Here is a 20,674-nt window from a genome sequence, read left to right as displayed (position 1 = left end):
TAGCCGATCGGCAAACTTGCCCGGTGACGCAAACGGTGCTCGCGCATGCGTGGAGGACCCGCCCAACGCGGCGCGCGAGCGTGCGGCGGCGCGTCGCGGGACGGTCGCCGGCTCAGCCGGCCGCGTGTTCGACGATCAACTGCACGCGCGTGACGCCGTTCCACGTATCGGCGACGAGCCGGTACGCGACCAGCGCGCGCGCCGGCAGCGGGTCGGTGTGGTTGAACCAGATCGCGTTGAAGCGCTGGCGGCCACGCGCGAGCTGCAGCTTCAGGTGCTTTTCCTTCACGAGCGACTGCGACACGACGTCGAATTCGCCCGAGAAAAGCGGGGCCGGAAACCCTTGCCCCCACACGGCTTCGTCCAGCAGGCCGACGAACTGCGGCGTGAAGTACGCATCCTCGAGCTCGCCGTCGGTCTCGATCACGCGGGCCAGCGCGTCGTCGGACAGCCATTCGCGCGCGACGGCCTCGAACGCGGCCGCGAAGCGCGGCACGTTTTCGGTGTCGAGCGTGAGGCCGGCCGCCATCGCATGGCCGCCGAACGCGACGATCAGGTCCGGCTCGCGCTTCGACACGAGGTCGAGCGCGTCGCGCAGGTGGAAGCCGGCGATCGACCGGCCGGAACCCTTGACGCGCCGGCCTTCGTCGTCGGCGTGCGCGAACGTGAACGACGGACGGTGGAATTTCTCCTTGAGCCGGCCGGCGACGATGCCGATCACGCCCTGGTGCCACGCGGGATTGAACAGCGTGATCGTGCACGCGTCGGCCGGATCGACGTCGGCGAGATCGGCGAGCGCCTGCTGCTGCATGCCGGCCTCGATCTCGCGACGTTCGCGGTTCATCACGTCGAGCTGCTGCGCGAGATCCCACGCGCGGCCGATGTCGTCGGTGATCAGGCACTCGATGCCGAGCGACATGTCGGACAGCCGGCCGGCCGCGTTCAGGCGCGGACCGAGGCCGAAGCCGAGATCGAAGCCCGACGCGGTGCGCGCTTCGCGCGCGGCGGCGCGGAACAGCGCGGCGACGCCCGGCTGCATGCGGCCGTTGCGGATGCGCTGCAGGCCCTGCGCCACGAGCACGCGGTTGTTGCCGTCGAGCCGCACGACGTCGGCGACGGTGCCGAGCGCGACGAGGTCGAGCAGGCCGTCGAGACGCGGCTCGGCTTCCTTGCTCGCGAACGCGCCGCGGCGGCGCAGCTCGGCGCGCAGCGCGAGCAGCACGTAGAACATCACGCCGACGCCGGCGAGGTGCTTGCTCGGGAACGCGCAGCCGGGCTGGTTCGGGTTGACGATCGCGCGCGCGGCGGGCAGCGCGTCGCCGGGCAGGTGGTGGTCGGTCACGAGCACGTCGATGCCGCGCGCGTTCGCGGCTTCGACGCCGGCGACGCTCGCGATCCCGTTGTCGACGGTGATCAGCAGGTCGGGCTTGCGCGCGGCCGCGAGTTCGACGATCTCCGGCGTGAGGCCGTAGCCGTATTCGAAGCGGTTCGGCACCAGGTAGTCGATCTGCGCGCCGAACATCCGCAGGCCGCGCACCGCGACCGCGCAGGCAGTCGCGCCGTCGCAGTCGTAGTCGGCGACGACGAGCAGGCGCCGCTTGTCGGCAATCGCGTCGGCGAGCAGCGTCGCCGCCTCGGCGCAGCCTTTCAGCTCGGTGGGCGGAACCAGGCGCGCGAGCGCGGTCTCGATGTCGACGGGCGACTGCACGCCGCGCGACGCGTACAGGCGCGCGAGGACGGGGTGCAGGCCGTGGCGCGCGAGCACTTCGGCGTCGGCGGGCACGACGGGGCGGGTAACGATCCGGGTCATACGGGGTGGCTGGTCATTCGAACAGGGAGGCGAGCGCGCGGCGGCGCCAGAACTTGCGCAGGTCGCCGCGCGTCGCGTGCAGCGTCACGGAGCTCGTGTCGCCGCACAGCGTGAAATCGACGCTCGCCAGCTCGCCGTTGTGCAGCGCGGCGAGCGCCGGCGCGAACCAGTCGCGCTCGAGCGCGGCGAGGCCGTCGTGCCAGCGCGCCCAGTCCTGCTCGATGAACGGGGTGGTCAGCGCCGGCAGATCGACGAGCGTCGCGCCGTCGGCGGCGGGCAGCGCGCCGAACGTCGCGGGCGGGCGGCTGGCTTCGGTTTGCGCGGCGCGCGCGAGGCCGAGCGCGGCGGGCGATGCGGACAGCACGCGCGCGAACGGCTTGCCGACCGGCTTCAGCGTGCCCTGCGCATGGAACCAGATCGAATTGACGGCCGGCAGGCCGCGCGCCTCGCGGGCTTCGTTGACCGGATGCTGGAACCACGCCATCTGCACTTCGTTCTGCAGTTTCATCCACATCCGCGAGCGCTCGCCCGTATGGGCCTCGTGCGGCAGCCAGATCTCGATGTTGCGGCCGCTGGCGCGCAGCGGCGCCGCGCCGGCGAGGCGCGCGAGCTGGTCGCTCGACAGGTACCAGCGCGCCGGGTTCGGCGCTTCGAGCCGCACGCCGAGCTCCTCGATCAGCGGCCGCGCGACCGCGAGCAGCGCGGCCGCGTCGCCGTCGTCGAGCGCGAGGGCGGCCGGATCGACGAGCACCAGGTGATCGTGCGCGATTTCGACGTGCACGGGCTCGACGCATGCCCACGCGTGCGTGCCGGGGTCGCCGCCGTCGGCCAGCAGCATGTAGGGCGCGAGCGGCGCCTCGTCCGCGGCGTTGCCCTGCGTGGCGCCGAATCGGCTTGCCAGCCAGCGCTCGTGCGGCAGCGTGCGCTGGAAGTCCTCGCCGGCCACGCGCTCGACGACGCTTGCGCGGGCGAGCAACTTTTGAAGCGCGGGGCTGTCCAGCGTGTGCAGGGACGAGGCCGCATCGGCCGCCGACGGCAGCGCGAACGGAACGAGAAAATGGAGGCGTCGGTCGTGCATGATGGTGCGCATTGTATGGCAAACTGCGCGCGTGATCGGGCCGGCTGACGGCCCGTTCGCGTCCGGCGGCCGTTTTTCGACCGTGCCGGGGGCCGGCCGCTACCGGCCACGACCCGGCGGCGGTCCGGCCGCCGCGCACCTGTCCGCCGTAACCAGCAGAAAGGATTCGCTTGAAACTTCCGTACGAATGGCAGATCGGCTGGCGCTACACGCGCGCCGGCAAACGCACGACCGGCAACGGCTTCATTTCCTTCATCGCGCTCGTATCGATGCTCGGGATCGCGCTCGGCGTCGCGGCGCTGATCGTCGTGCTGTCGGTGATGAACGGCTTCCAGAAGGAGGTGCGCGACCGCATGCTGTCGGTGCTCGCGCACGTCGAGGTGTTCTCGCCGACGGGCTCGATGCCCGACTGGCAACTGACCGCGCAGGAAGCGCGCCGCAATCCGTCGGTGATCGGCGCGGCGCCGTACGTCGACGCGCAGGCGTTGCTCACGCGCCAGGACGCGGTGAGCGGCGTGATGCTGCGCGGCGTCGAGCCGTCGCTCGAACCGCAGGTGTCGGACATCGGCAAGGACATGAAGGCGGGCCAGCTGGCCGCGCTCGTGCCCGGCCAGTTCGGCATCGTGCTCGGCGACGCGCTCGCCGGCAACCTCGGCGTGACGGTCGGCGACAAGATCACGCTGGTCGCGCCCGAAGGCTCGATCACGCCGGCCGGCATGATGCCGCGGCTCAAGCAGTTCACGGTCGTCGGCGTGTTCGAGTCCGGCCACTACGAATACGACAGCACGCTCGCGATGATCAACATCCGCGACGCCGAGGCGCTGTTCAGGATGAGCGCGCCGACCGGCGTGCGGCTGCGGCTCACCGACATGCAGAAGGCGCCGCAGGTCGCGCTCGAGCTGTCGCATACGCTGTCGGGCAGCCTGTACATCCGCGACTGGACCCAGCAGAACAAGACCTGGTTCTCGGCCGTGCAGATCGAGAAGCGGATGATGTTCATCATCCTCACGCTGATCATCGCGGTGGCCGCGTTCAACCTCGTGTCGTCGCTCGTGATGACGGTGACCAACAAGCAGGCCGACATCGCGATCCTGCGCACGCTCGGCGCGCAGCCGGGGTCGATCATGAAGATCTTCGTCGTGCAGGGTGTGACGATCGGTTTCGTCGGCACCGCGTCCGGCGTCGCGCTCGGCTGCCTGATCGCATGGAGCATCCCGTGGCTGATCCCGATGATCGAGCACCTGTTCGGCGTGCAGTTCCTGCCGCCGTCGGTGTACTTCATCAGCGAGCTGCCGTCCGAACTCGTCGCGAGCGACGTGATCCGGATCGGGCTGATCGCGTTCGCGCTGTCGGCCGTCGCGACGCTTTATCCAAGCTGGCGCGGCGCGAAGGTGAAGCCGGCGGAGGCGCTCCGCTATGAATGACCGCGCGGCCGCATTCGCGGATTCACGACAACAACACAACGGACAGGATTCGGCAGGTATGCAGGAATACGTGCTTCAGGCGCGCGGGATCACGAAGGCGTTCGTGCAGGGCGGCTTCAACGTGCAGGTGCTCAACAACACCGAGCTGACGGTGCGGCGCGGCGAGAAGCTCGCGGTCGTCGGGGCGTCGGGCTCCGGCAAGAGCACGCTGCTGCACGTGCTGGGCGGGCTCGACGAGCCGAGCGCCGGCGAAGTGTCGCTGCTCGGCAAGCCGTTTACGCAGCTCGCCGAGCGCGAGCGCAACGAGCTGCGCAACCGCGCGCTCGGCTTCGTCTACCAGTTCCATCACCTGCTGCCCGAGTTCACGGCGCTCGACAACGTTGCGATGCCGCTGCGCATCCGCCGGATGACGACCGAGGACGCACGCGGGCAGGCACAGGCGATGCTCGAACGCGTCGGTCTCGGCCCGCGTGCGAAGCATCGGCCGGGCGAGTTGTCGGGCGGCGAACGGCAGCGCGTCGCGATCGCGCGTGCGCTGGTCACGAAGCCCGCGTGCGTGCTCGCCGACGAGCCGACCGGCAACCTCGACGGCACGACGGCCGACACGGTGTTCAACCTGATGCTCGAACTGTCCGAGACGCTCGAAACGAGTTTCGTGATCGTCACGCACGACCCCGATCTCGCCGCGCGCTGCGACCGCATCATGCGGCTGCGCGACGGCGTGTTGCACGAGGAGCCGGCGCTGCCGGTGTAAAAAAGCCACGCCGTTGGCCGTGCCGGCTCGCCGCGGCACGGCGCAACGGCGCAGGACCGCTGCCATGTGGATCGACACGCATTGTCATCTCGATGCCGCCGAATTCGACGCCGACCGCGACGCGGTCGCGCACGCCGCGCGCGCGGCCGGCGTGTCGCGCGTCGTGATCCCGAGCATCGGGCGCGACAACTTCACGACGGTGCGCGAACTCGCGCAGCGCACGCCCGGCGCGGCGTACGCGCTTGGCATCCATCCGATGTATACGCCGCAGGCGCGCGACGCCGATCTCGACCGGCTGCGCATGGAGATCGAGGCGAGTCTCGACGATCCGCGTTTCGTCGCGATCGGCGAGATCGGGCTCGACTATTTCGTGCCGGGGCTCGATGAAGAGCGCCAACAGTTCTTCTACCAGGGCCAGCTCAGGCTCGCGCGGGAATTCGACTTGCCCGTGCTGTGTCACGTGCGCAAGTCGCAGGACCGCGTGCTCGCCGGGCTGCGCCGTTTCGGCGTGCGGCGCGGCATCGCGCATGCGTTCAACGGCAGTTTCCAGCAGGCCGAAGCGTATCTGGCGCAAGGCCTGCATCTCGGCTTCGGCGGCAACGTGACCTTCACGCGCGCGCGGCAGATCCGCCGGCTCGCCGCCGAGTTGCCGCTCGACGCGCTCGTCGTCGAGACCGACGCGCCCGACATCGCGCCCGAATGGGCATACAAATCCCGCAACACGCCCGACCAGGTGGCGCGCATCGGCGGCGTGCTCGCCGAATTGCGCGGGCTCGATACTGGCGAACTGGCCGTATGCACTTCGGCTAACGCGCTCGCCGCGCTGCCGCGACTCGCACTTTCGTCCGCATAATCGTTGCCGGAAGGCGCCGCCCGGGCAGGGCTCGCGCCGGGTCGACGAGGAGGCGGAATGCGCGTGTGGTGGATCGCGTTCGCGCTCGGCGTCGTCGTGCTGCAGCGGCAGGCGGCGTTGCCGGGGGCGATCGCATGGACGGTCGGAGCAGCCGTGCTCGCGGGCTGCGCGGCGCTGGGCGCGTGGTGCATGCGGCGACGGCGCACGCGTGCGGTCGTGGTGTGCGGCTGGATGCTGTGTGTGCTCGCGGCCTGCGTCGCGGGGTTCGGCTATGCGGCCGCGCGGGCCGAGTGGCGGCTCGGCGACAGCCTCCCGCCGGAGTGGGAAGGGCGCGACATCGTCGTCACGGGTGTGATCCGCGGATTGCCCGTCGTCGACGAGACGGGGGCGCGGCTGCTGTTCGCGGTCGAATCGAACGATGCGGGGCTCGCCCGCTTTCCGCCATTGATCCGCTTGTCGTGGCGCGCATACGGCGCACCCGCGACACGCGATGCGCTTCCCGATTTGCGCGCGGCCCAGCGCTGGCGTTTCGTCGTGCGTCTCAAGCGTCCGCATGCCGAGGCCAATCCCGGCGTGCGCGACAGCGAGGCGGCGTGGCTCGCGGCAGGCATTCGCGCGATCGGCTATGTCAGCGCGCCGCGTCGGGCCGTATTGCTCGATGCGCGCGCGGCGGGATGGCGCGCATCGATCGACCGCGTGCGCGACGCGCTGCGGGCACGCATCGGCGAGGTGCTCGGCACCGATGCGGCGCACCGCGGCATCGTCGCCGCGTTGGCGATCGGCGACCAGTCGGGCATCGGCGACGACGACTGGCGCGTCCTGCGCACTACGGGCACGAGCCATCTGGTCGCGATTTCGGGTCTCCATGTCGGGCTGGTCGGCGCGATTGCCGGCTGGCTCGTCTCGCTGGTCTGGCGCCGCGTGCGCTGGCGCGCGCGGGCCGCGACGCTCGTGTTGCCGGCGCCGTACGCGGCCGCGCTCGCCGCGCTGGCGGCCGCGGCGGGCTATGCCGCGCTCGCCGGCTTCAACGTACCGGCACAGCGCGCGTGGTGGATGATCGCGGGCGGCGGCATCGCGTATCTGGCTGGCCGCAGCGTGCCGACTTCCGCGGTGCTGTGTGCGGCGCTCGGCGGCGTGCTGCTCGCCGATCCGTGGGCCGTGCTGTCGGCCGGGTTCTGGCTGTCGTTCGGCGCGGTCGCCGTGATCCTGCTGGCCGTCGCCGGCTGGCGCGCGGTGCGGGAACTCGACGAGAACGACGGGATCGACGAGAACGACGAAACGGGCGCGGAAAGCCGCACGGCCGGCTTGCGCAGGCGATTGCGCGGGTGGGCGACGCGCTGCCGGCGCCGCATCGCCGAGGCCACGCGCGTGCAGTACGCGGTGACGATCGGTCTCGCGCCGCTCACCGCCGCATGGTTCGCGCAGGTTTCCCTGTCGGGCCCGTTCGGCAATGCGTTCGCGATTCCGTGGGTCAGCTCGGTCGTCACGCCCGTCGTGCTGGCCGGCATCGCGTTGCCGGCGCCGTTCGATGCCGGTGCGTTCATGCTCGCCCATGCGGCGCTCGCACCGATGATGACGCTGCTCGGGCACCTGGCCGACTGGCCGGCCGGCGTGCTCTGGCTGCGCATGCCCGAGTGGCCGGTACTGGCGCTGGCATGCGTGGGCGTCGCCTGGGCGCTGATGCCGCGCGGCTGGCCGTTGCGCTGGGCGGCGCCGGTCACGTGGCTGCCGCTCGTCGCGCCGGCGCCCGACGCGCCGCCGGCGGGCGGCTTCCGGCTGACCGTGCTCGACGTCGGGCAGGGCGCGGCGGTGCTGGTCGAGACCGCGCGGCGCACCTTGCTGTTCGATGCGGGGCCCGGCGCGGAATCGACGCATGCCGGTACGCGGATCGTCGCGCCGGCGTTGCGGGCGCGCGGCATCGCGGCGATCGATTCGCTCGTGCTCAGTCATGCGGATGCCGATCATGCAGGCGGTGCTTCGGCCGTCTATGCGGCGACCGACGTGCGCCAGCTGCTGGCCGGCATCGCGCCGCGGCACCGGCTGTGGCGCGAGGCGCAGGCGGCCGGCGTGGCCGATCGGCTGCCGTGCGCGGCCGGGCAGCGCTGGACCTGGGACGGCGTCGTCTTTACGATGCTGTGGCCGCCGGACGGGGTGGGCACGGGTTCGTCGAACGGGCAATCGTGCGTGCTGCGCATCGACGCGGGCGGCACGTCGGCCCTGTTGACGGGCGACATCGAGGCGGCCGCCGAGCGCCGGCTGGTGGCCGATGCGCGCGATGCGCTGGCCGCGCAGATCCTGGTCGTTCCGCATCACGGCAGCCGCACGTCGTCGGTCGAACCTTTCCTCGATTCGGTCGGGCCGCGCGTCGCGGTATTTCCTGTAGGCTATCGCAATCGTTTCGGGCATCCGCACCGGACCGTGCTCGCCCGCTACGAGGCGCGCGGGATTCCGCTGCCGCGCACCGATCGCGACGGCGCCGTGCGGTTCGACGTCGCGCCGGCCCGCGGCGGGTTCGCATTCGCGCGCTATCGCGACGAACGGCGCCGGTACTGGATGGACCGGTAAGCGTGGCGACGGCCGGCGTATCGGGACGGGCGGCCCGGCGTGCCGTGCCGCGGCCCGGTTCCGACAGAAATATGACGCAGGGGAATGGCGTAAGCGCTGACGCACCCCTTCCCGGCGACCGCGAAGCATGGGACGAGAGTAGGCGCTAAAGCGCTAACTCCCGTCGACCGCGAAGCATGGGACGAGAGTAAGCGCTAAAGCGCTAACTCTCGTCGACAAAGGAGACACCGGCATTTGAAGGACATCCTCCACTTCTCGCACGCGAACGGCTTCCCGGCGTCGACGTACCGGACGATCTTCGCCGAACTCGCCGACGACTACGAGCTGCGCTACATCGAACGGATCGGCCACGACCGCCGCTACCCGGTGACGCGCGACTGGCCGCATCTCGTCGAACAACTGCTCGACGATATCGGCAGCCGCTACGAGCGCCCGGTCTGGCTCGTCGGCCATTCGCTCGGCGGCTACCTGTCGCTGATGGCCGCGCTGAAGAAGCCGCAGTGGGTGCGCGGCGTCGTGATGATCGATTCGCCGATCATCGCGGGCTGGCGTGCCGGCGCGTTGCGCGCGAGCCAGTGGGCGGGGCTCGACGAGCGGCTGTCGCCGGCCGCGGCGACGCGCAACCGGCGCACGCGCTGGATGAGCCGCGACGAAGTCTGGCGGCACTTCCGCGAGAAGCCCGCGTTCGCGCGCTGGGACGAACGGATGCTCGCCGACTATATCGACTACGGCATCCCGCAGGCCGGCCCCGACGGCGCACGCGCGCTCGCGTTCGACCGGCAGGTCGAATACCTGATCTACCGGACGCTGCCGCACACGCTCGGCCCGCGGCTCGCGCACGGCGCGCCGGTGCCGCTCGGCTTTCTCGCCGGCACGCGCTCGCGCGAGGTGCGGCAGGTCGGGCTCGATGCGACGCGCCGTGCGACGCGCGGGCGCATCGAATGGCTGGAAGGCAGTCATCTGTTCCCGATGGAGCGGCCGATCGAGACCGCCCGCGCATTGCAGCGGATGCTGAATTCGCTGAAGGCGGAAGAGGGCGGCGTTTCGGGCGGCATTTCGCAGGCCGGCGCGCCGCTCGCGAAGCGCGCCTGACGTTTCGTCCCGTGCGCCGAGCGCCCGCCGGCGCATGCGCGTGGCGCCACCGGCCGGCCGGTTCGCGTCGGCGCGCGTGACCGGCGCGGGTCCGCGCGGGCCGGTACGAAAGGGCGCGATCATCGCGTCAATTGCTGAGAAAAGGGCGGGCTTTACGGTATAATCCGTTTTTCCCGCGAGCATCCAGCGATGACCAAATATGTTTTCGTCACCGGCGGCGTAGTTTCTTCCCTCGGCAAGGGTATTGCCGCCGCCTCTCTCGCCGCGATCCTCGAATCGCGCGGTCTGAAAGTCACCCTCCTCAAGCTCGATCCCTACATCAACGTCGACCCCGGCACGATGAGCCCGTTCCAGCACGGCGAAGTGTTCGTGACGGAAGACGGAGCGGAGACCGACCTCGACCTCGGCCACTATGAGCGCTTCATCAGCACGAAGATGCGCAAGGCCAACAACTTCACGACCGGCCAGATCTACGAATCGGTGATCCGCAAGGAGCGCCGCGGCGACTATCTCGGCAAGACCGTGCAGGTCATTCCGCACATCACGAACGAAATCCAGGCGTTCATCGAGCGCGGGGCGGCATCGGCCACCTGCGGCGAGCCGGACGTCGCGATCGTCGAGATCGGCGGCACGGTCGGCGACATCGAGTCGCTGCCGTTCCTCGAGGCCGCACGTCAGATGAGCCTGCGCCTCGGCCGCAACAGCGCATGCTTCGTGCACCTGACGCTCGTGCCGTACGTCGCGACGGCCGGCGAGCTGAAGACGAAGCCGACCCAGCACAGCGTGCAGAAGCTGCGCGAGATCGGCATCCTGCCGCACGTGCTGCTGTGCCGTGCCGACCGCCGCATTCCCGACGACGAATCGAAGAAGATCTCGATGTTCTCGAACGTGCCGGAAGACGCCGTGATCTCGGTGTGGGACGCCGACAGCATCTACAAGATTCCGCAGATGCTGCACGACCAGGGCCTCGACCGGATCATCTGCGAGGAGCTGAAGCTGTCGCCGAAGGACGCCGACCTGAGCATGTGGTCGACGCTCGTCGAGAAGCTCGAGAACCCGCAGCACGAAGTGACGATCGGCATGGTCGGCAAGTACGTCGACCTGACCGAGTCGTACAAGTCGCTGATCGAGGCGCTGCGCCATGCGTCGATCCACACGTCGACCAAGGTCAACATCGAATACATCGACTCGGAAGAGCTCGAGACGAACGGCGTCGACAGCCTCAAGCATCTCGACGCCGTGCTGGTGCCGGGCGGTTTCGGCCGTCGCGGCACGGAAGGCAAGATCGCCGCGGTTCGCTACGCGCGCGAGTCGAAGGTGCCGTATCTCGGCATCTGTCTCGGCATGCAGCTCGCGGTGATCGAATTCGCGCGCGACGTCGTCGGCCTGAAGCAGGCGAACAGCACGGAATTCGATCCGGACACGCCCGAGCGCGTGGTCGCGCTGATCACCGAATGGTACGACCGCGAAGGCAAGGTCGAGACGCGCACCGAGGAATCCGACCTCGGCGGCACGATGCGTCTGGGTTCGCAGCGCTGCCCGATCAAGCCGGGCACGATGGCCGAGGAAATCTACGGCAAGGACGTGAACGAGCGCCATCGCCACCGTTATGAAGTCAATAACCGCTTCGTGCCCCAGCTCGAAGCCGGCGGCCTTATCATCAGCGCCCGTACCCCGAGCGAGGATCTGCCGGAGATGATGGAGCTGCCGCGTTCGATGCACCCGTGGTTCGTCGGCGTCCAGTTCCACCCGGAATTCACGTCCACGCCGCGTGACGGTCATCCGCTGTTCAAGTCGTTCGTCGAAGCCGCGCTCGCCAACAAGCAAGCGCGCGGAGTGCAAGCATGAAGCTGTGCGATTTCGAGGTCGGTCTCGACCAGCCGTTCTTCCTGATCGCGGGTACCTGCGTCGTCGAATCGGAGCAAATGACGATCGACACGGCCGGCCGCCTGAAGGAAATCTGCGAGAAGCTGAACGTTCCGTTCATCTACAAGTCGTCCTACGACAAGGCGAACCGCAGCTCGGGCAAGTCGTTTCGCGGCCTCGGAATGGACGAGGGGCTGCGGATCCTCGGCGAGGTGAAGCGCCAGCTCGGCCTGCCGGTGCTGACCGACGTGCATTCGATCGACGAGATCGAGCAGGTCGCGTCGGTCGTCGACGTGCTGCAGACGCCGGCGTTCCTGTGCCGCCAGACCGATTTCATCCATGCGTGCGCGCGCTCGGGCAAGCCCGTGAACATCAAGAAGGGCCAGTTCCTCGCGCCGCACGACATGAAGAACGTGATCGACAAGGCGCGCGACGCGGCGCGTGAAGCCGGGCTGTCGGAAGACCGCTTCATGGCGTGCGAGCGCGGCGTCTCGTTCGGCTACAACAACCTCGTGTCGGACATGCGTTCGCTCGCGATCATGCGCGAGACGAACGCGCCGGTCGTGTTCGATGCGACCCACTCGGTGCAGTTGCCGGGCGGGCAGGGCACGAGCTCGGGCGGCCAGCGCGAATTCGTGCCGGTGCTCGCCCGTGCGGCGGTCGCGACGGGCGTCGCGGGCCTCTTCATGGAAACGCACCCGAATCCGGCCGAGGCGAAATCGGACGGCCCGAACGCGGTGCCGCTGAACCGGATGAGCGCGCTGCTGGAGACCCTCGTCACGCTCGACCAGGCGGTGAAGCGCAATCCGTTCCTGGAAAACGATTTCAATTAAAGATCGAATGAACCTTGCGATGGCTTCGCGCGTCTGTAGCGAAAGCGGTTCCGGCACGCACGCCGTCGCAGTTTGAAGAATCCATCGTCATTCTCAGAGGAAACCCATGAGTGCAATCGTAGATATCATCGGCCGCGAGATTCTGGATTCGCGCGGCAACCCCACCGTCGAATGCGACGTGCTGCTCGAATCGGGCACGATGGGCCGCGCGGCGGTGCCGTCGGGCGCGTCCACCGGCTCGCGTGAAGCGATCGAGCTGCGCGACGGCGAAGCCGGCCGCTACAACGGCAAGGGCGTGCTGAAGGCGGTCGAGCACATCAACACCGAAATCTCCGAAGCCATCATGGGCCTCGACGCGTCGGAACAGGCGTTCCTCGACAAGACGCTGCTCGAGCTGGACGGCACCGACAACAAGTCGCGCCTCGGCGCGAACGCGATGCTGGCGGTGTCGATGGCCGTCGCGAAGGCCGCCGCCGAAGAGGCCGGCCTGCCGCTGTACCGCTACTTCGGCGGCTCGGGCGCGATGCAACTGCCGGTGCCGATGATGAACATCGTCAACGGCGGCGCGCACGCGAACAACAGCCTGGACATCCAGGAATTCATGATCGTCCCGGTCAGCCAGCCGACGTTCCGTGAAGCGCTGCGTTGCGGCGCCGAAGTGTTCCACGCGCTGAAGAAGATCCTCAGCGACCGCGGCATGAGCACGGCGGTCGGCGACGAAGGCGGTTTCGCGCCGAACTTCGGCAGCAACGACGAGTGCCTGTCGACGATCCTGCAGGCGATCGAGAAGGCCGGCTACCGTGCTGGCGAAGACGTGCTGCTCGCGCTCGACTGCGCGGCATCCGAGTTCTACCACGACGGCAAGTACCAGCTCGCGGGCGAAGGCCTGCAACTGTCGTCGGCCGAATTCACCGACTACCTCGCGACGCTCGCCGACAAGTTCCCGATCGTGTCGATCGAGGACGGCATGCACGAAAGCGACTGGGACGGCTGGAAGCTGCTGACCGACCGCCTCGGCAAGAAGGTGCAGCTCGTTGGCGACGATCTCTTCGTCACGAACACGCGCATCCTGAAGGAAGGCATCGAGAAGGGCATCGCCAACTCGATCCTGATCAAGATCAACCAGATTGGTACGCTGACCGAAACGTTCGCGGCGATCGAAATGGCGAAGCGCGCGGGCTACACGGCCGTGATCTCGCACCGCTCGGGCGAAACCGAAGATTCGACGATCGCGGACATCGCGGTCGGCCTGAATGCCGGTCAGATCAAGACGGGTTCGCTGTCGCGCAGCGACCGTATCTCGAAGTACAACCAGCTGCTGCGCATCGAGGAAGACCTCGGCGACATCGCGAGCTACCCGGGTAAATCGGCTTTCTATAACCTGCGCTAACGCGCTACTATCGGGTTCGTCATCTCGACGCCGCTCTGTGCCTGTGCGCGGAGCGGCGCTTCTTATATCTGCGTCTCTTACATGCGGCTTGTCACTGTCGTCCTGATTGCCTTGCTGGCGCTCATTCAGTACCCCCTATGGTGGGGACACGGCGGCTGGCTGCGGGTGCATGAATTGCGTCAGCAGCTCGACGACCAGCTCCGGAAGAACGCGGACGAGAAGCTGCGCAACGAGCGCACCGCCGGCGAAGTGCAGGATCTGCAGAGCGGCACCGCGGCGATCGAGGAGCGTGCGCGCTACGAGATGGGCATGGTCAAGGACGGCGAAGTATTCGTGCAGTTCGTATCGCCGAACGCGCCTGCGGGACCGACGAACAACACGCCGGCGAATACGTCGACGCGCGGTACCGTCTCGGCGGCGCCCGTGCGGGTCGTGCCGAATCCGCAGTCGATCACGAAGCCGTCGCGGCATCATGGCGGCGACAAGGGCAAGGCCGCGCATCACTGAGCGCGATACCTCGAACCCATTGAAAAAGCGCGGGAAATGCCGCGCTTTTTTATTTCCTGCCAGTCGTCAATCGATCGGGCGATGCCTGCTCACCACCACCAGCCCGGGTAGCCGTAGCTGATACCCGAGCCCCAGCGATTGCCCCATCCGCCGCCGTAATATCCGCCGTAGACCGTCACGGGCGGCGGCGAGTAATAAGCCCACGCGCGCGCGGCCGCTTCCGCCGCCATCGCGCTGTTCTGCTCGCGCAGGACTTGCTGATCGATCTCGTCGTAGCGCTTGCGTTCGGCGCTCGACAGCACGGGCGGCTGACCACCCGACGCGCCCGGTTCGGGCAGGCGGCTCAGGATCGTGGAAGTCGGCGGCGGCATCGCGCAGCCGGCAAGCGCGAGCGTGCCGGCGGCCATGCTCGTCAGGACGATGGTGCGGATGGCGCAAAAGAGGCGGCGATTCATGTGTTTCTCCTGCGGTGCGCCGACCGTGGAAAGCGGCTCGTGCCGAAGGCCGAACCTCCGGCGCCTGAGCCGCGCGTGCGGCGCTCGTGCGTCATTATGCGCCCGTGCCGCGCCGGTGGCGGGCACGGGCGCGCGGCTCACGCGTGGCTCAGTGACGCTGGTCGGTCGCGGGCGCGATACCGGTTTCGACACCGGGCGCCGCGAACAGTTGCGCGACGTCGACCGGATCGAATTCGTAGCGCTGGTTGCAGAATTCGCAGTGGATCTCGACGTGGCCGCGCTCGACGATCACGCTGTCGACTTCTTCGCGACCGAGCATGCGCAGCATCGCACCGACCTTCTCGCGCGAACACGAGCACTGGAAGCGCGTGCCGGCCGGTTCGAAGTGCTGGACGTTTTCCTGCCAGAACAGCCGCCGGAACACCACTTCCGGTTCGACCTCCAGCAGTTCCTTCGCGGACAGCGTGCCGCCGAGCGTGCACACGCGTTCCCACGTGTCGATATCGGTTTCGGCGTTGCGCGGCACGATGCCGCCGTCGCCCGGCAGCTTCTGCAGCAGCATGCCGACCGCGCGGTCGCGATCGGCGGCGAGCCACAGCCGCGTGTCGAGCTGTTCCGAGTGGCGCATGTACTGCTCGAGCACCTGCGACACCGATTCGAGCGGGCCGTCGACGCCGTTCAGCGGCACGATGCCCTGATACGGCTGCTGACCCGGCAGCTTGTCGGCCGGGTCGAGCGTGATCACGCAGCGGCCGTGGCCGCTCGCGTTGACGAGCGATGCGAAGCGCGTGTCGTCGCCGATCGTCTGCGCGGCGTCACCCGAGAACTTCGCGGTCGCACGCATCGACAGATCGGACCCGCACTGGACGACCAGCATCTGCACCGGCCCGTCGCCGAAGATCTGCATGATCAGGGTGCCGTGAAATTTCAGGTTCGCCGACAGCAGCGCGCACGCGGCCATCATCTCGCCGAGCACCGTGCGCACGGGGGCAGGGTAGTCGCGGCGGGCGAGCACCTCCTGCCACGTGTTGCGCAGCGAAACGATCTCGCCGCGCACGGGCGCCGCATTGAACATGAATTTCTGTAACTGGTCGCTCACTCTTCTTCCTTGAAATCCGTGCGAATCACCCGATCCGCACGAGTTGCTCCTTGAAATGCGCGCGCCGCTCGACATACGTCTTCGCGTTTGCGCGCAGCCGCGCGATGTCTTCGGCCGACAGCTCGCGCACGACTTTCGCCGGTGCGCCGAGAATCAGCGAGTTGTCCGGGAACGTCTTGCCTTCCGTCACGACCGCGCCGGCACCAACCAGACAGTTGCGGCCGATGACCGCGCCATTCAAGACCACCGCCTGAATCCCGATCAGCGAACCTTCGCCGATCGTGCAGCCGTGCAGCATCGCCTGGTGCCCGATCGTCACGTTCTCGGCAATCGTCAGCGGAAACCCCGGGTCGGTATGCAAAACGGCGCCTTCCTGGACGTTGCTGCCGGCGCCGACCGCAATCGTCTCGTTGTCGCCGCGAATCGTCGCGCCGAACCATACGCTCGCGTTTTCCTCGAGCACGACCTTACCGATGATGGCCGCCGTATCGGCGACGAATACGCTTTCGTGGATCGTCGGGGCCGTATCGCCCAGCTTGTAGATCGTCACGGAGTCTCCTTGGTGATCTTCGATGACGGGCGCCGGTAGAATGGCGCGTCCGGTTTGCCCGGCGCCTGGCGCCGCGGAACAAACGCATATTGTAAACCGTCGCGTGCCTGTGCTCCCACGCCGCGTACGCAAGGTGTCCCTGTTTATGAGCATCGCGTCTTCTTCTTTCGGCACGGCGCCCGCCTGTGTGCGCAGCGTGGCGCTCGATGCGCTGCGAGCTGCCGAGCCGGCGGCGAAAGCCGCGCAGGTACGCGCGCTGCACCATGCGCTGCGGGCCGGGCAGGCCGCGATCGTGCCATCGCTTCAACTGCGCGAACCGGCCGATCTGCCCGGGCGCCCGGCGCGGCCGCCGCTCGTCGAGCCGCGCGAGTTGCAGCGGCGCAGCATGCGATCGCCCGAAGGGCGCGCCGTGCTGCTGCACGCGCTCGCCCATATCGAATTCAATGCGATCAACCTGGCGCTCGACGCGGTCTGGCGCTTCGCGGGCATGCCCGACGCGTTCTACGCGGACTGGCTGAAGGTCGCGGCCGAGGAGGCCTATCACTTCACGCTGCTGTCCGATCGTCTCGCGGCATTCGGGCGTGCATACGGCGATTTTCCCGCGCACAACGGGCTGTGGGAGATGTGCGAGCGGACCAAGGGCGACGTGCTGGCGCGCATGGCGCTCGTGCCGCGCACGCTCGAGGCCCGCGGGCTCGACGCGTCGCCGCCGATCCGCGCGCGGCTCGTGCAGGCGGGCGACGATGCGTCGGCCGCGATCCTCGACGTGATCCTGCGCGACGAAATCGGCCATGTCGCGATCGGCAACCGCTGGTTCCGCCATCTGTGCGACGCAGCCGGCCGCGACCCCGTGCCGACCTATCGACAGCTCGCCGAGCAGTACCACGCGCCGCGGCTGCGTGGCCCGTTCAATTTCGATGCGCGGCGCGATGCCGGCTTCGAGCAGGTCGAACTCGACGAACTGGCCGCGCAGGACGCGGCGGACGGGCGCCCCGCGCATTAGCCGGATCGCGTTCGGCCGCGTCCGGGTGGTCGTGGGCCGGCTCGCGCGTCTCGCCGATGGTGTCTGCCGGCCGGCCCTCGAACGACCTCGCCGCTAGAGCGGCACCTCGATTGCCGGCCGCCGGAACCGGAGCGTCGCCGTTATAATCGAACGACCATTCTTTTTTGGCGGCTGCGATGAGTGCCTCGAGTTCTGTTTCCGATTTCGTCACGGTGCGCGGCGTCCGGCTGCATGTGCGGCGCTGGGGCCGGCCCGACGCGCCGACGCTGTTCATGCTGCACGGCTGGATGGACGTCGCGGCGTCGTTCCAGTTCGTCGTCGATGCGCTCGCCGGCGACTGGCAGGTGATCGCGCCCGACGCGCGCGGCTTCGGGCTGTCCGACTGGCCGGTCGCGCGACAGGGCGGCGGTCACTACTGGTTCCACGAATACCTGGGCGACCTCGATGCGCTCGTCGACCGCTACGCACCGACCGGCGAGATCAACCTGGTCGGACACAGCATGGGCGCGAACGTCGTGTGCCTGTATGCCGGCGCGCGGCCGGAACGCGTGCGGCGCGTCGTCGACCTCGAAGGTTTCGGGCTCGCGCCGGCGCGAGCCGACCAGGCGCCGCGCCGGCTGCGCGGCTGGCTCGACGAACTGCGCGAGCCGCCCGCGCTGCGGCCGTACGCATCGCTCGACGACGTGGCGGCGCGCCTGATCAAGACCAATCCGCGGCTCGACCCGCGCCGCGCCGCGTTTCTGGCCGCCCACTGGTCGAAACGCGGCGACGACGGCCTCTACCATCTGCTGGCGGACCCGGCGCACAAGATGCCGGGCCCGCTGCTGTACCGGCTCGACGAAGTCATGGCCATCTGGAAGCAGGTGCGTGCGAAGGTGCTGCACGTCGAGGCCGTCAATTCGCCGACGCTCGCGCACCTTGCCGGCGACATCCCGCTGCCCGAATTCAAGGCGCGCTTCAATGCATTTCCCGACTGGCGCGAGAAGCTCGTCGAGGATGCCGGCCACATGGTGCATCACGACCAGCCCGAGCAGATCGCGGCGCTGATCGAGGCGTTCTGCGCGTAGGCGCGTGGCGCCGGCGGCAGGGCACGCGGGCGGCGCAATTGCGGCGTTGCAGTAGAATGAGGCCTTACCTGCGATGCTGATAATGAACGCCGATCTCCACTGCCATTCCAATGTTTCCGACGGGTTGCTGTCGCCTGCCGACGTCGCGCGCCGCGCGCATGCGGGCGGCGTGACCCTGTGGGCGCTGACCGACCACGACGAGATCGGCGGCCAGGCGGCGGCGCGCAGCGAGGCGGAAGCGCTCGGCATGCGCTACCTGAGCGGCGTCGAGATTTCGGTCACGTGGGCGTCGCGCACCGTGCACATCGTCGGGCTGAACATCGATCCCGCCCATCCGGCGCTGGTCGACGGCCTGTACCGCACGCGCCACGGCCGCGCGGCGCGCGCGCTGGCGATCGCGGAGCAGCTCGCGACGCTCGGCATTCCTGGCGCCTACGAAGGCGCGCTGAAATACGTGTCCAATCCCGACCTGATCTCGCGCACGCACTTCGCCCGCTTTCTCGTCGAAAACGGCCATGCCGAGTCGACGTCCGACGTGTTCGACCGCCTGCTCGGCGACGGCAAGCCCGGCTTCGTCCCGCATCGCTGGGCGTCGTTGTCCGACGCGGTCGGCTGGATCCGCGCGGCAGGCGGCGAAGCGGTGGTCGCGCATCCGGGCCGCTATCGCTATACGCCGGTCGAATTCGACGCGTTCTTCGGCGAGTTCATCGATCTCGGCGGCCGCGCGATCGAGGTCATCACGGGCAGCCACACGCCCGACCAGTACCGCGAATACGCGGACGTCGCGCGCCGCTTCGGCTTCGAAGTATCGCGCGGTTCGGATTTCCATGCGCCGGGCGAGGGCCGCATCGAGCTCGGCAGCCTGCCGCCGCTGCCGCCCGACCTGACGCCGGTCTGGGAGCGCTGGCTCTGACGCCGGGCGGCTTCGGGCCGCCCGTGTCGCCGCCGCTGCGCGCATCCGACTTCTCCCTCTTTACGTGTCCCCATGTCCCAGTACTTCAGGATTCATCCGGATAATCCGCAGCCGCGCCTGATCAAGCAGGCGGTGGAGATCGTCAGCAAGGGCGGCGTGATCGCGATGCCGACCGATTCGAGCTATGCGCTCGCGTGCCATCTCGACGACAAGGACGCGGTCGAGCGCGTGCGCCGGATTCGCGGCCTCGACGAAAAGCAGCATCTGTCGCTGCTCGTGCGCGACCTGTCGGAGCTCGCCAATTTCGCGATGGTCGACAACCGCCAGTACCGGCAGATCAAGTCGGTGACGCCGGGCCCGTACGTGTTCATCCTGCAGGCGACGAAGGAAGTGCCGCGCCGGCTGTCGCACCCGTCGCGCAAGACGATCGGGCTGCGCGTGCCCGATCACGCGATCACGCTCGCGCTGCTGGAGTCGCTCGGTCAGCCGCTGCTCGGCACGACGCTGATCCTGCCGCCGGACGACGAACCGCTGAACGATCCCGAGGAAATCCGCACGCGGCTCGAGAAACAGGTCGACCTCGTGATCGACGGCGGCGCGTGCCCGCGCGAGCCGTCGACGGTGATCGACCTGACCGGCGATGCGCCCGAACTCGTGCGCGCCGGGCGCGGCTCCCTCGAACCCTTCGGGCTCTCGGCCGCATGACGCGCCGTGCCATTTTTGCGCGAGTGCGCTTGTTACAATAACGCGATATGGATGCTTCCCTGATACAGACCATCGCCGTCTACGCGCTACCCGTGATCTTCGCGATCACGCTGCACGAGGCCGCGCATGGCTATGCCGCGCGTCTGCTCGGCGACAATACCGCCTACGCGATGGGGCGCGTGTCGTTCAATCCGATGCGTCACATCGATCCGCTCGGCACGATCGCCATTCCGCTCGCGATGTACTTCCTCACCGGCGGCGCGTTCCTGTTCGGCTATGCGAAGCCGGTGCCGGTGTCGTTCGGCAACCTGCGCAATCCGCGCTGGGGCAGCCTGTGGGTCGCGCTCGCGGGCCCGGCCTGCAACTTCGTGCAGGCGCTCGTCTGGGGCGTGCTGACCCTCGTGCTGCCGGCCGTCGGCGTCGACGAGCCGTTCTTCACGCGCATGGCGTTGGCCGGCGTCAGCGCGAACCTCGTGCTCGGCGTGCTGAACCTCTTTCCGCTGCCGCCGCTCGACGGCGGCCGCATCCTGGCGGCGCTGCTGCCGACCCGGCAATCGATCGCGCTGTCGCGCATCGAGCCGTACGGTTTCATCATCGTCCTCGTGCTCGTCACGACGGGCGTGCTGACGAACTTCTGGCTGCGTCCGCTCGTCAATGTCGGCTATGCCGTGCTGAGCGCCATCCTGTCTCCCTTCGCCTCGCTTTTCTAA

General features: G+C 68.7%; 19 protein-coding genes. 14 read left to right on the top strand and 5 right to left on the bottom strand.

Annotated features, from left to right (window positions below; all coding sequences use genetic code 11):
* Window positions 1-112: 112 nt before the first annotated feature.
* Complete coding sequence (gene recJ / locus WS64_RS09525) at window positions 113-1,810, bottom strand: single-stranded-DNA-specific exonuclease RecJ (RefSeq protein WP_060966328.1); 1,698 nt, start codon at window positions 1,808-1,810, stop codon at window positions 113-115.
* 13 nt (window positions 1,811-1,823) lie between these two features.
* Window positions 1,824-2,900, bottom strand: a complete 1,077-nt coding sequence (locus WS64_RS09520; RefSeq protein WP_060966327.1) for a hypothetical protein — start codon at window positions 2,898-2,900, stop codon at window positions 1,824-1,826.
* 158 nt (window positions 2,901-3,058) lie between these two features.
* On the opposite strand from WS64_RS09520, the gene WS64_RS09515 reads away from it, so the two are divergent.
* The 9 genes from WS64_RS09515 to ftsB all read left to right on the top strand — a co-directional run bounded on the left by WS64_RS09515 (window position 3,059) and on the right by ftsB (window position 14,172).
* Window positions 3,059-4,312, top strand: a complete 1,254-nt coding sequence (locus tag WS64_RS09515; RefSeq protein WP_060966326.1) for a lipoprotein-releasing ABC transporter permease subunit — start codon at window positions 3,059-3,061, stop codon at window positions 4,310-4,312.
* A gap of 58 nt (window positions 4,313-4,370) precedes the next feature.
* Entirely contained in the window at window positions 4,371-5,066 is a 696-nt protein-coding gene (lolD, locus tag WS64_RS09510; protein ID WP_059583336.1) for a lipoprotein-releasing ABC transporter ATP-binding protein LolD, read from the top strand.
* A gap of 64 nt (window positions 5,067-5,130) precedes the next feature.
* Window positions 5,131-5,919 (top strand): TatD family hydrolase, encoded by a 789-nt coding sequence (locus tag WS64_RS09505; RefSeq protein WP_060966325.1) that lies wholly within the window; start codon window positions 5,131-5,133, stop codon window positions 5,917-5,919.
* A gap of 57 nt (window positions 5,920-5,976) precedes the next feature.
* On the top strand, window positions 5,977-8,484 hold the full coding sequence (locus WS64_RS09500) for a DNA internalization-related competence protein ComEC/Rec2 (protein WP_060966324.1): 2,508 nt from the start codon (window positions 5,977-5,979) through the stop codon (window positions 8,482-8,484).
* Window positions 8,485-8,718: 234 nt separating this feature from the next.
* Window positions 8,719-9,576, top strand: a complete 858-nt coding sequence (locus tag WS64_RS09495) for an alpha/beta fold hydrolase (RefSeq protein WP_059643924.1) — start codon at window positions 8,719-8,721, stop codon at window positions 9,574-9,576.
* 189 nt (window positions 9,577-9,765) lie between these two features.
* Complete coding sequence (locus tag WS64_RS09490; RefSeq protein WP_034207739.1) at window positions 9,766-11,424, top strand: CTP synthase; 1,659 nt, start codon at window positions 9,766-9,768, stop codon at window positions 11,422-11,424.
* Entirely contained in the window at window positions 11,421-12,275 is an 855-nt protein-coding gene (kdsA, locus tag WS64_RS09485) for a 3-deoxy-8-phosphooctulonate synthase (RefSeq protein WP_059583346.1), read from the top strand. The genes WS64_RS09490 and kdsA overlap by 4 nt, the downstream gene beginning before the upstream one ends.
* Before the next feature lie 106 nt (window positions 12,276-12,381).
* Complete coding sequence (eno, locus tag WS64_RS09480; RefSeq protein WP_006478406.1) at window positions 12,382-13,665, top strand: phosphopyruvate hydratase; 1,284 nt, start codon at window positions 12,382-12,384, stop codon at window positions 13,663-13,665.
* 81 nt (window positions 13,666-13,746) lie between these two features.
* Window positions 13,747-14,172 carry a cell division protein FtsB gene (gene ftsB / locus WS64_RS09475; RefSeq protein ID WP_060966323.1) on the top strand — a complete coding sequence of 142 codons (426 nt, stop codon included), beginning with the start codon at window positions 13,747-13,749 and terminating at the stop codon, window positions 14,170-14,172.
* Between the two features lie 89 nt (window positions 14,173-14,261).
* Here ftsB and WS64_RS09470 read toward each other — a convergent pair whose 3' ends face one another.
* The 3 genes from WS64_RS09470 to WS64_RS09460 all read right to left on the bottom strand — a co-directional run bounded on the left by WS64_RS09470 (window position 14,262) and on the right by WS64_RS09460 (window position 16,276).
* The gene (locus tag WS64_RS09470) at window positions 14,262-14,579 is read right to left on the bottom strand and encodes a hypothetical protein (RefSeq protein ID WP_124658737.1); all 318 of its coding nucleotides are present in this window, start codon (window positions 14,577-14,579) and stop codon (window positions 14,262-14,264) included.
* Between the two features lie 196 nt (window positions 14,580-14,775).
* Window positions 14,776-15,726, bottom strand: coding sequence for an Hsp33 family molecular chaperone HslO (gene hslO / locus WS64_RS09465; protein WP_059583351.1), 951 nt, complete (start codon window positions 15,724-15,726; stop codon window positions 14,776-14,778).
* A 25-nt stretch (window positions 15,727-15,751) separates the two neighbouring features.
* Complete coding sequence (locus tag WS64_RS09460) at window positions 15,752-16,276, bottom strand: gamma carbonic anhydrase family protein (protein ID WP_034183575.1); 525 nt, start codon at window positions 16,274-16,276, stop codon at window positions 15,752-15,754.
* A gap of 145 nt (window positions 16,277-16,421) precedes the next feature.
* On the opposite strand from WS64_RS09460, the gene WS64_RS09455 reads away from it, so the two are divergent.
* From WS64_RS09455 to WS64_RS09435, 5 genes are all read left to right on the top strand, one after another.
* Complete coding sequence (locus WS64_RS09455) at window positions 16,422-17,279, top strand: ferritin-like domain-containing protein (protein ID WP_060966321.1); 858 nt, start codon at window positions 16,422-16,424, stop codon at window positions 17,277-17,279.
* A gap of 176 nt (window positions 17,280-17,455) precedes the next feature.
* The gene (locus WS64_RS09450; protein WP_059583355.1) at window positions 17,456-18,346 is read left to right on the top strand and encodes an alpha/beta fold hydrolase; all 891 of its coding nucleotides are present in this window, start codon (window positions 17,456-17,458) and stop codon (window positions 18,344-18,346) included.
* A gap of 82 nt (window positions 18,347-18,428) precedes the next feature.
* On the top strand, window positions 18,429-19,259 hold the full coding sequence (locus WS64_RS09445) for a 3',5'-nucleoside bisphosphate phosphatase (RefSeq protein WP_041492088.1): 831 nt from the start codon (window positions 18,429-18,431) through the stop codon (window positions 19,257-19,259).
* Window positions 19,260-19,331: 72 nt separating this feature from the next.
* Window positions 19,332-19,964 (top strand): L-threonylcarbamoyladenylate synthase, encoded by a 633-nt coding sequence (locus WS64_RS09440; protein ID WP_059643939.1) that lies wholly within the window; start codon window positions 19,332-19,334, stop codon window positions 19,962-19,964.
* A gap of 47 nt (window positions 19,965-20,011) precedes the next feature.
* Window positions 20,012-20,674: a site-2 protease family protein gene (locus WS64_RS09435; RefSeq protein ID WP_059583358.1), complete on the top strand. Its 663-nt coding sequence runs from the start codon at window positions 20,012-20,014 to the stop codon at window positions 20,672-20,674.

This window comes from Burkholderia anthina, from assembly GCF_001547525.1.
Lineage (GTDB): Bacteria > Pseudomonadota > Gammaproteobacteria > Burkholderiales > Burkholderiaceae > Burkholderia > Burkholderia semiarida.
The sequence above is the reverse complement of the archived record's forward strand: the minus strand, read 5'-3'. Positions and strand labels throughout refer to the sequence as shown.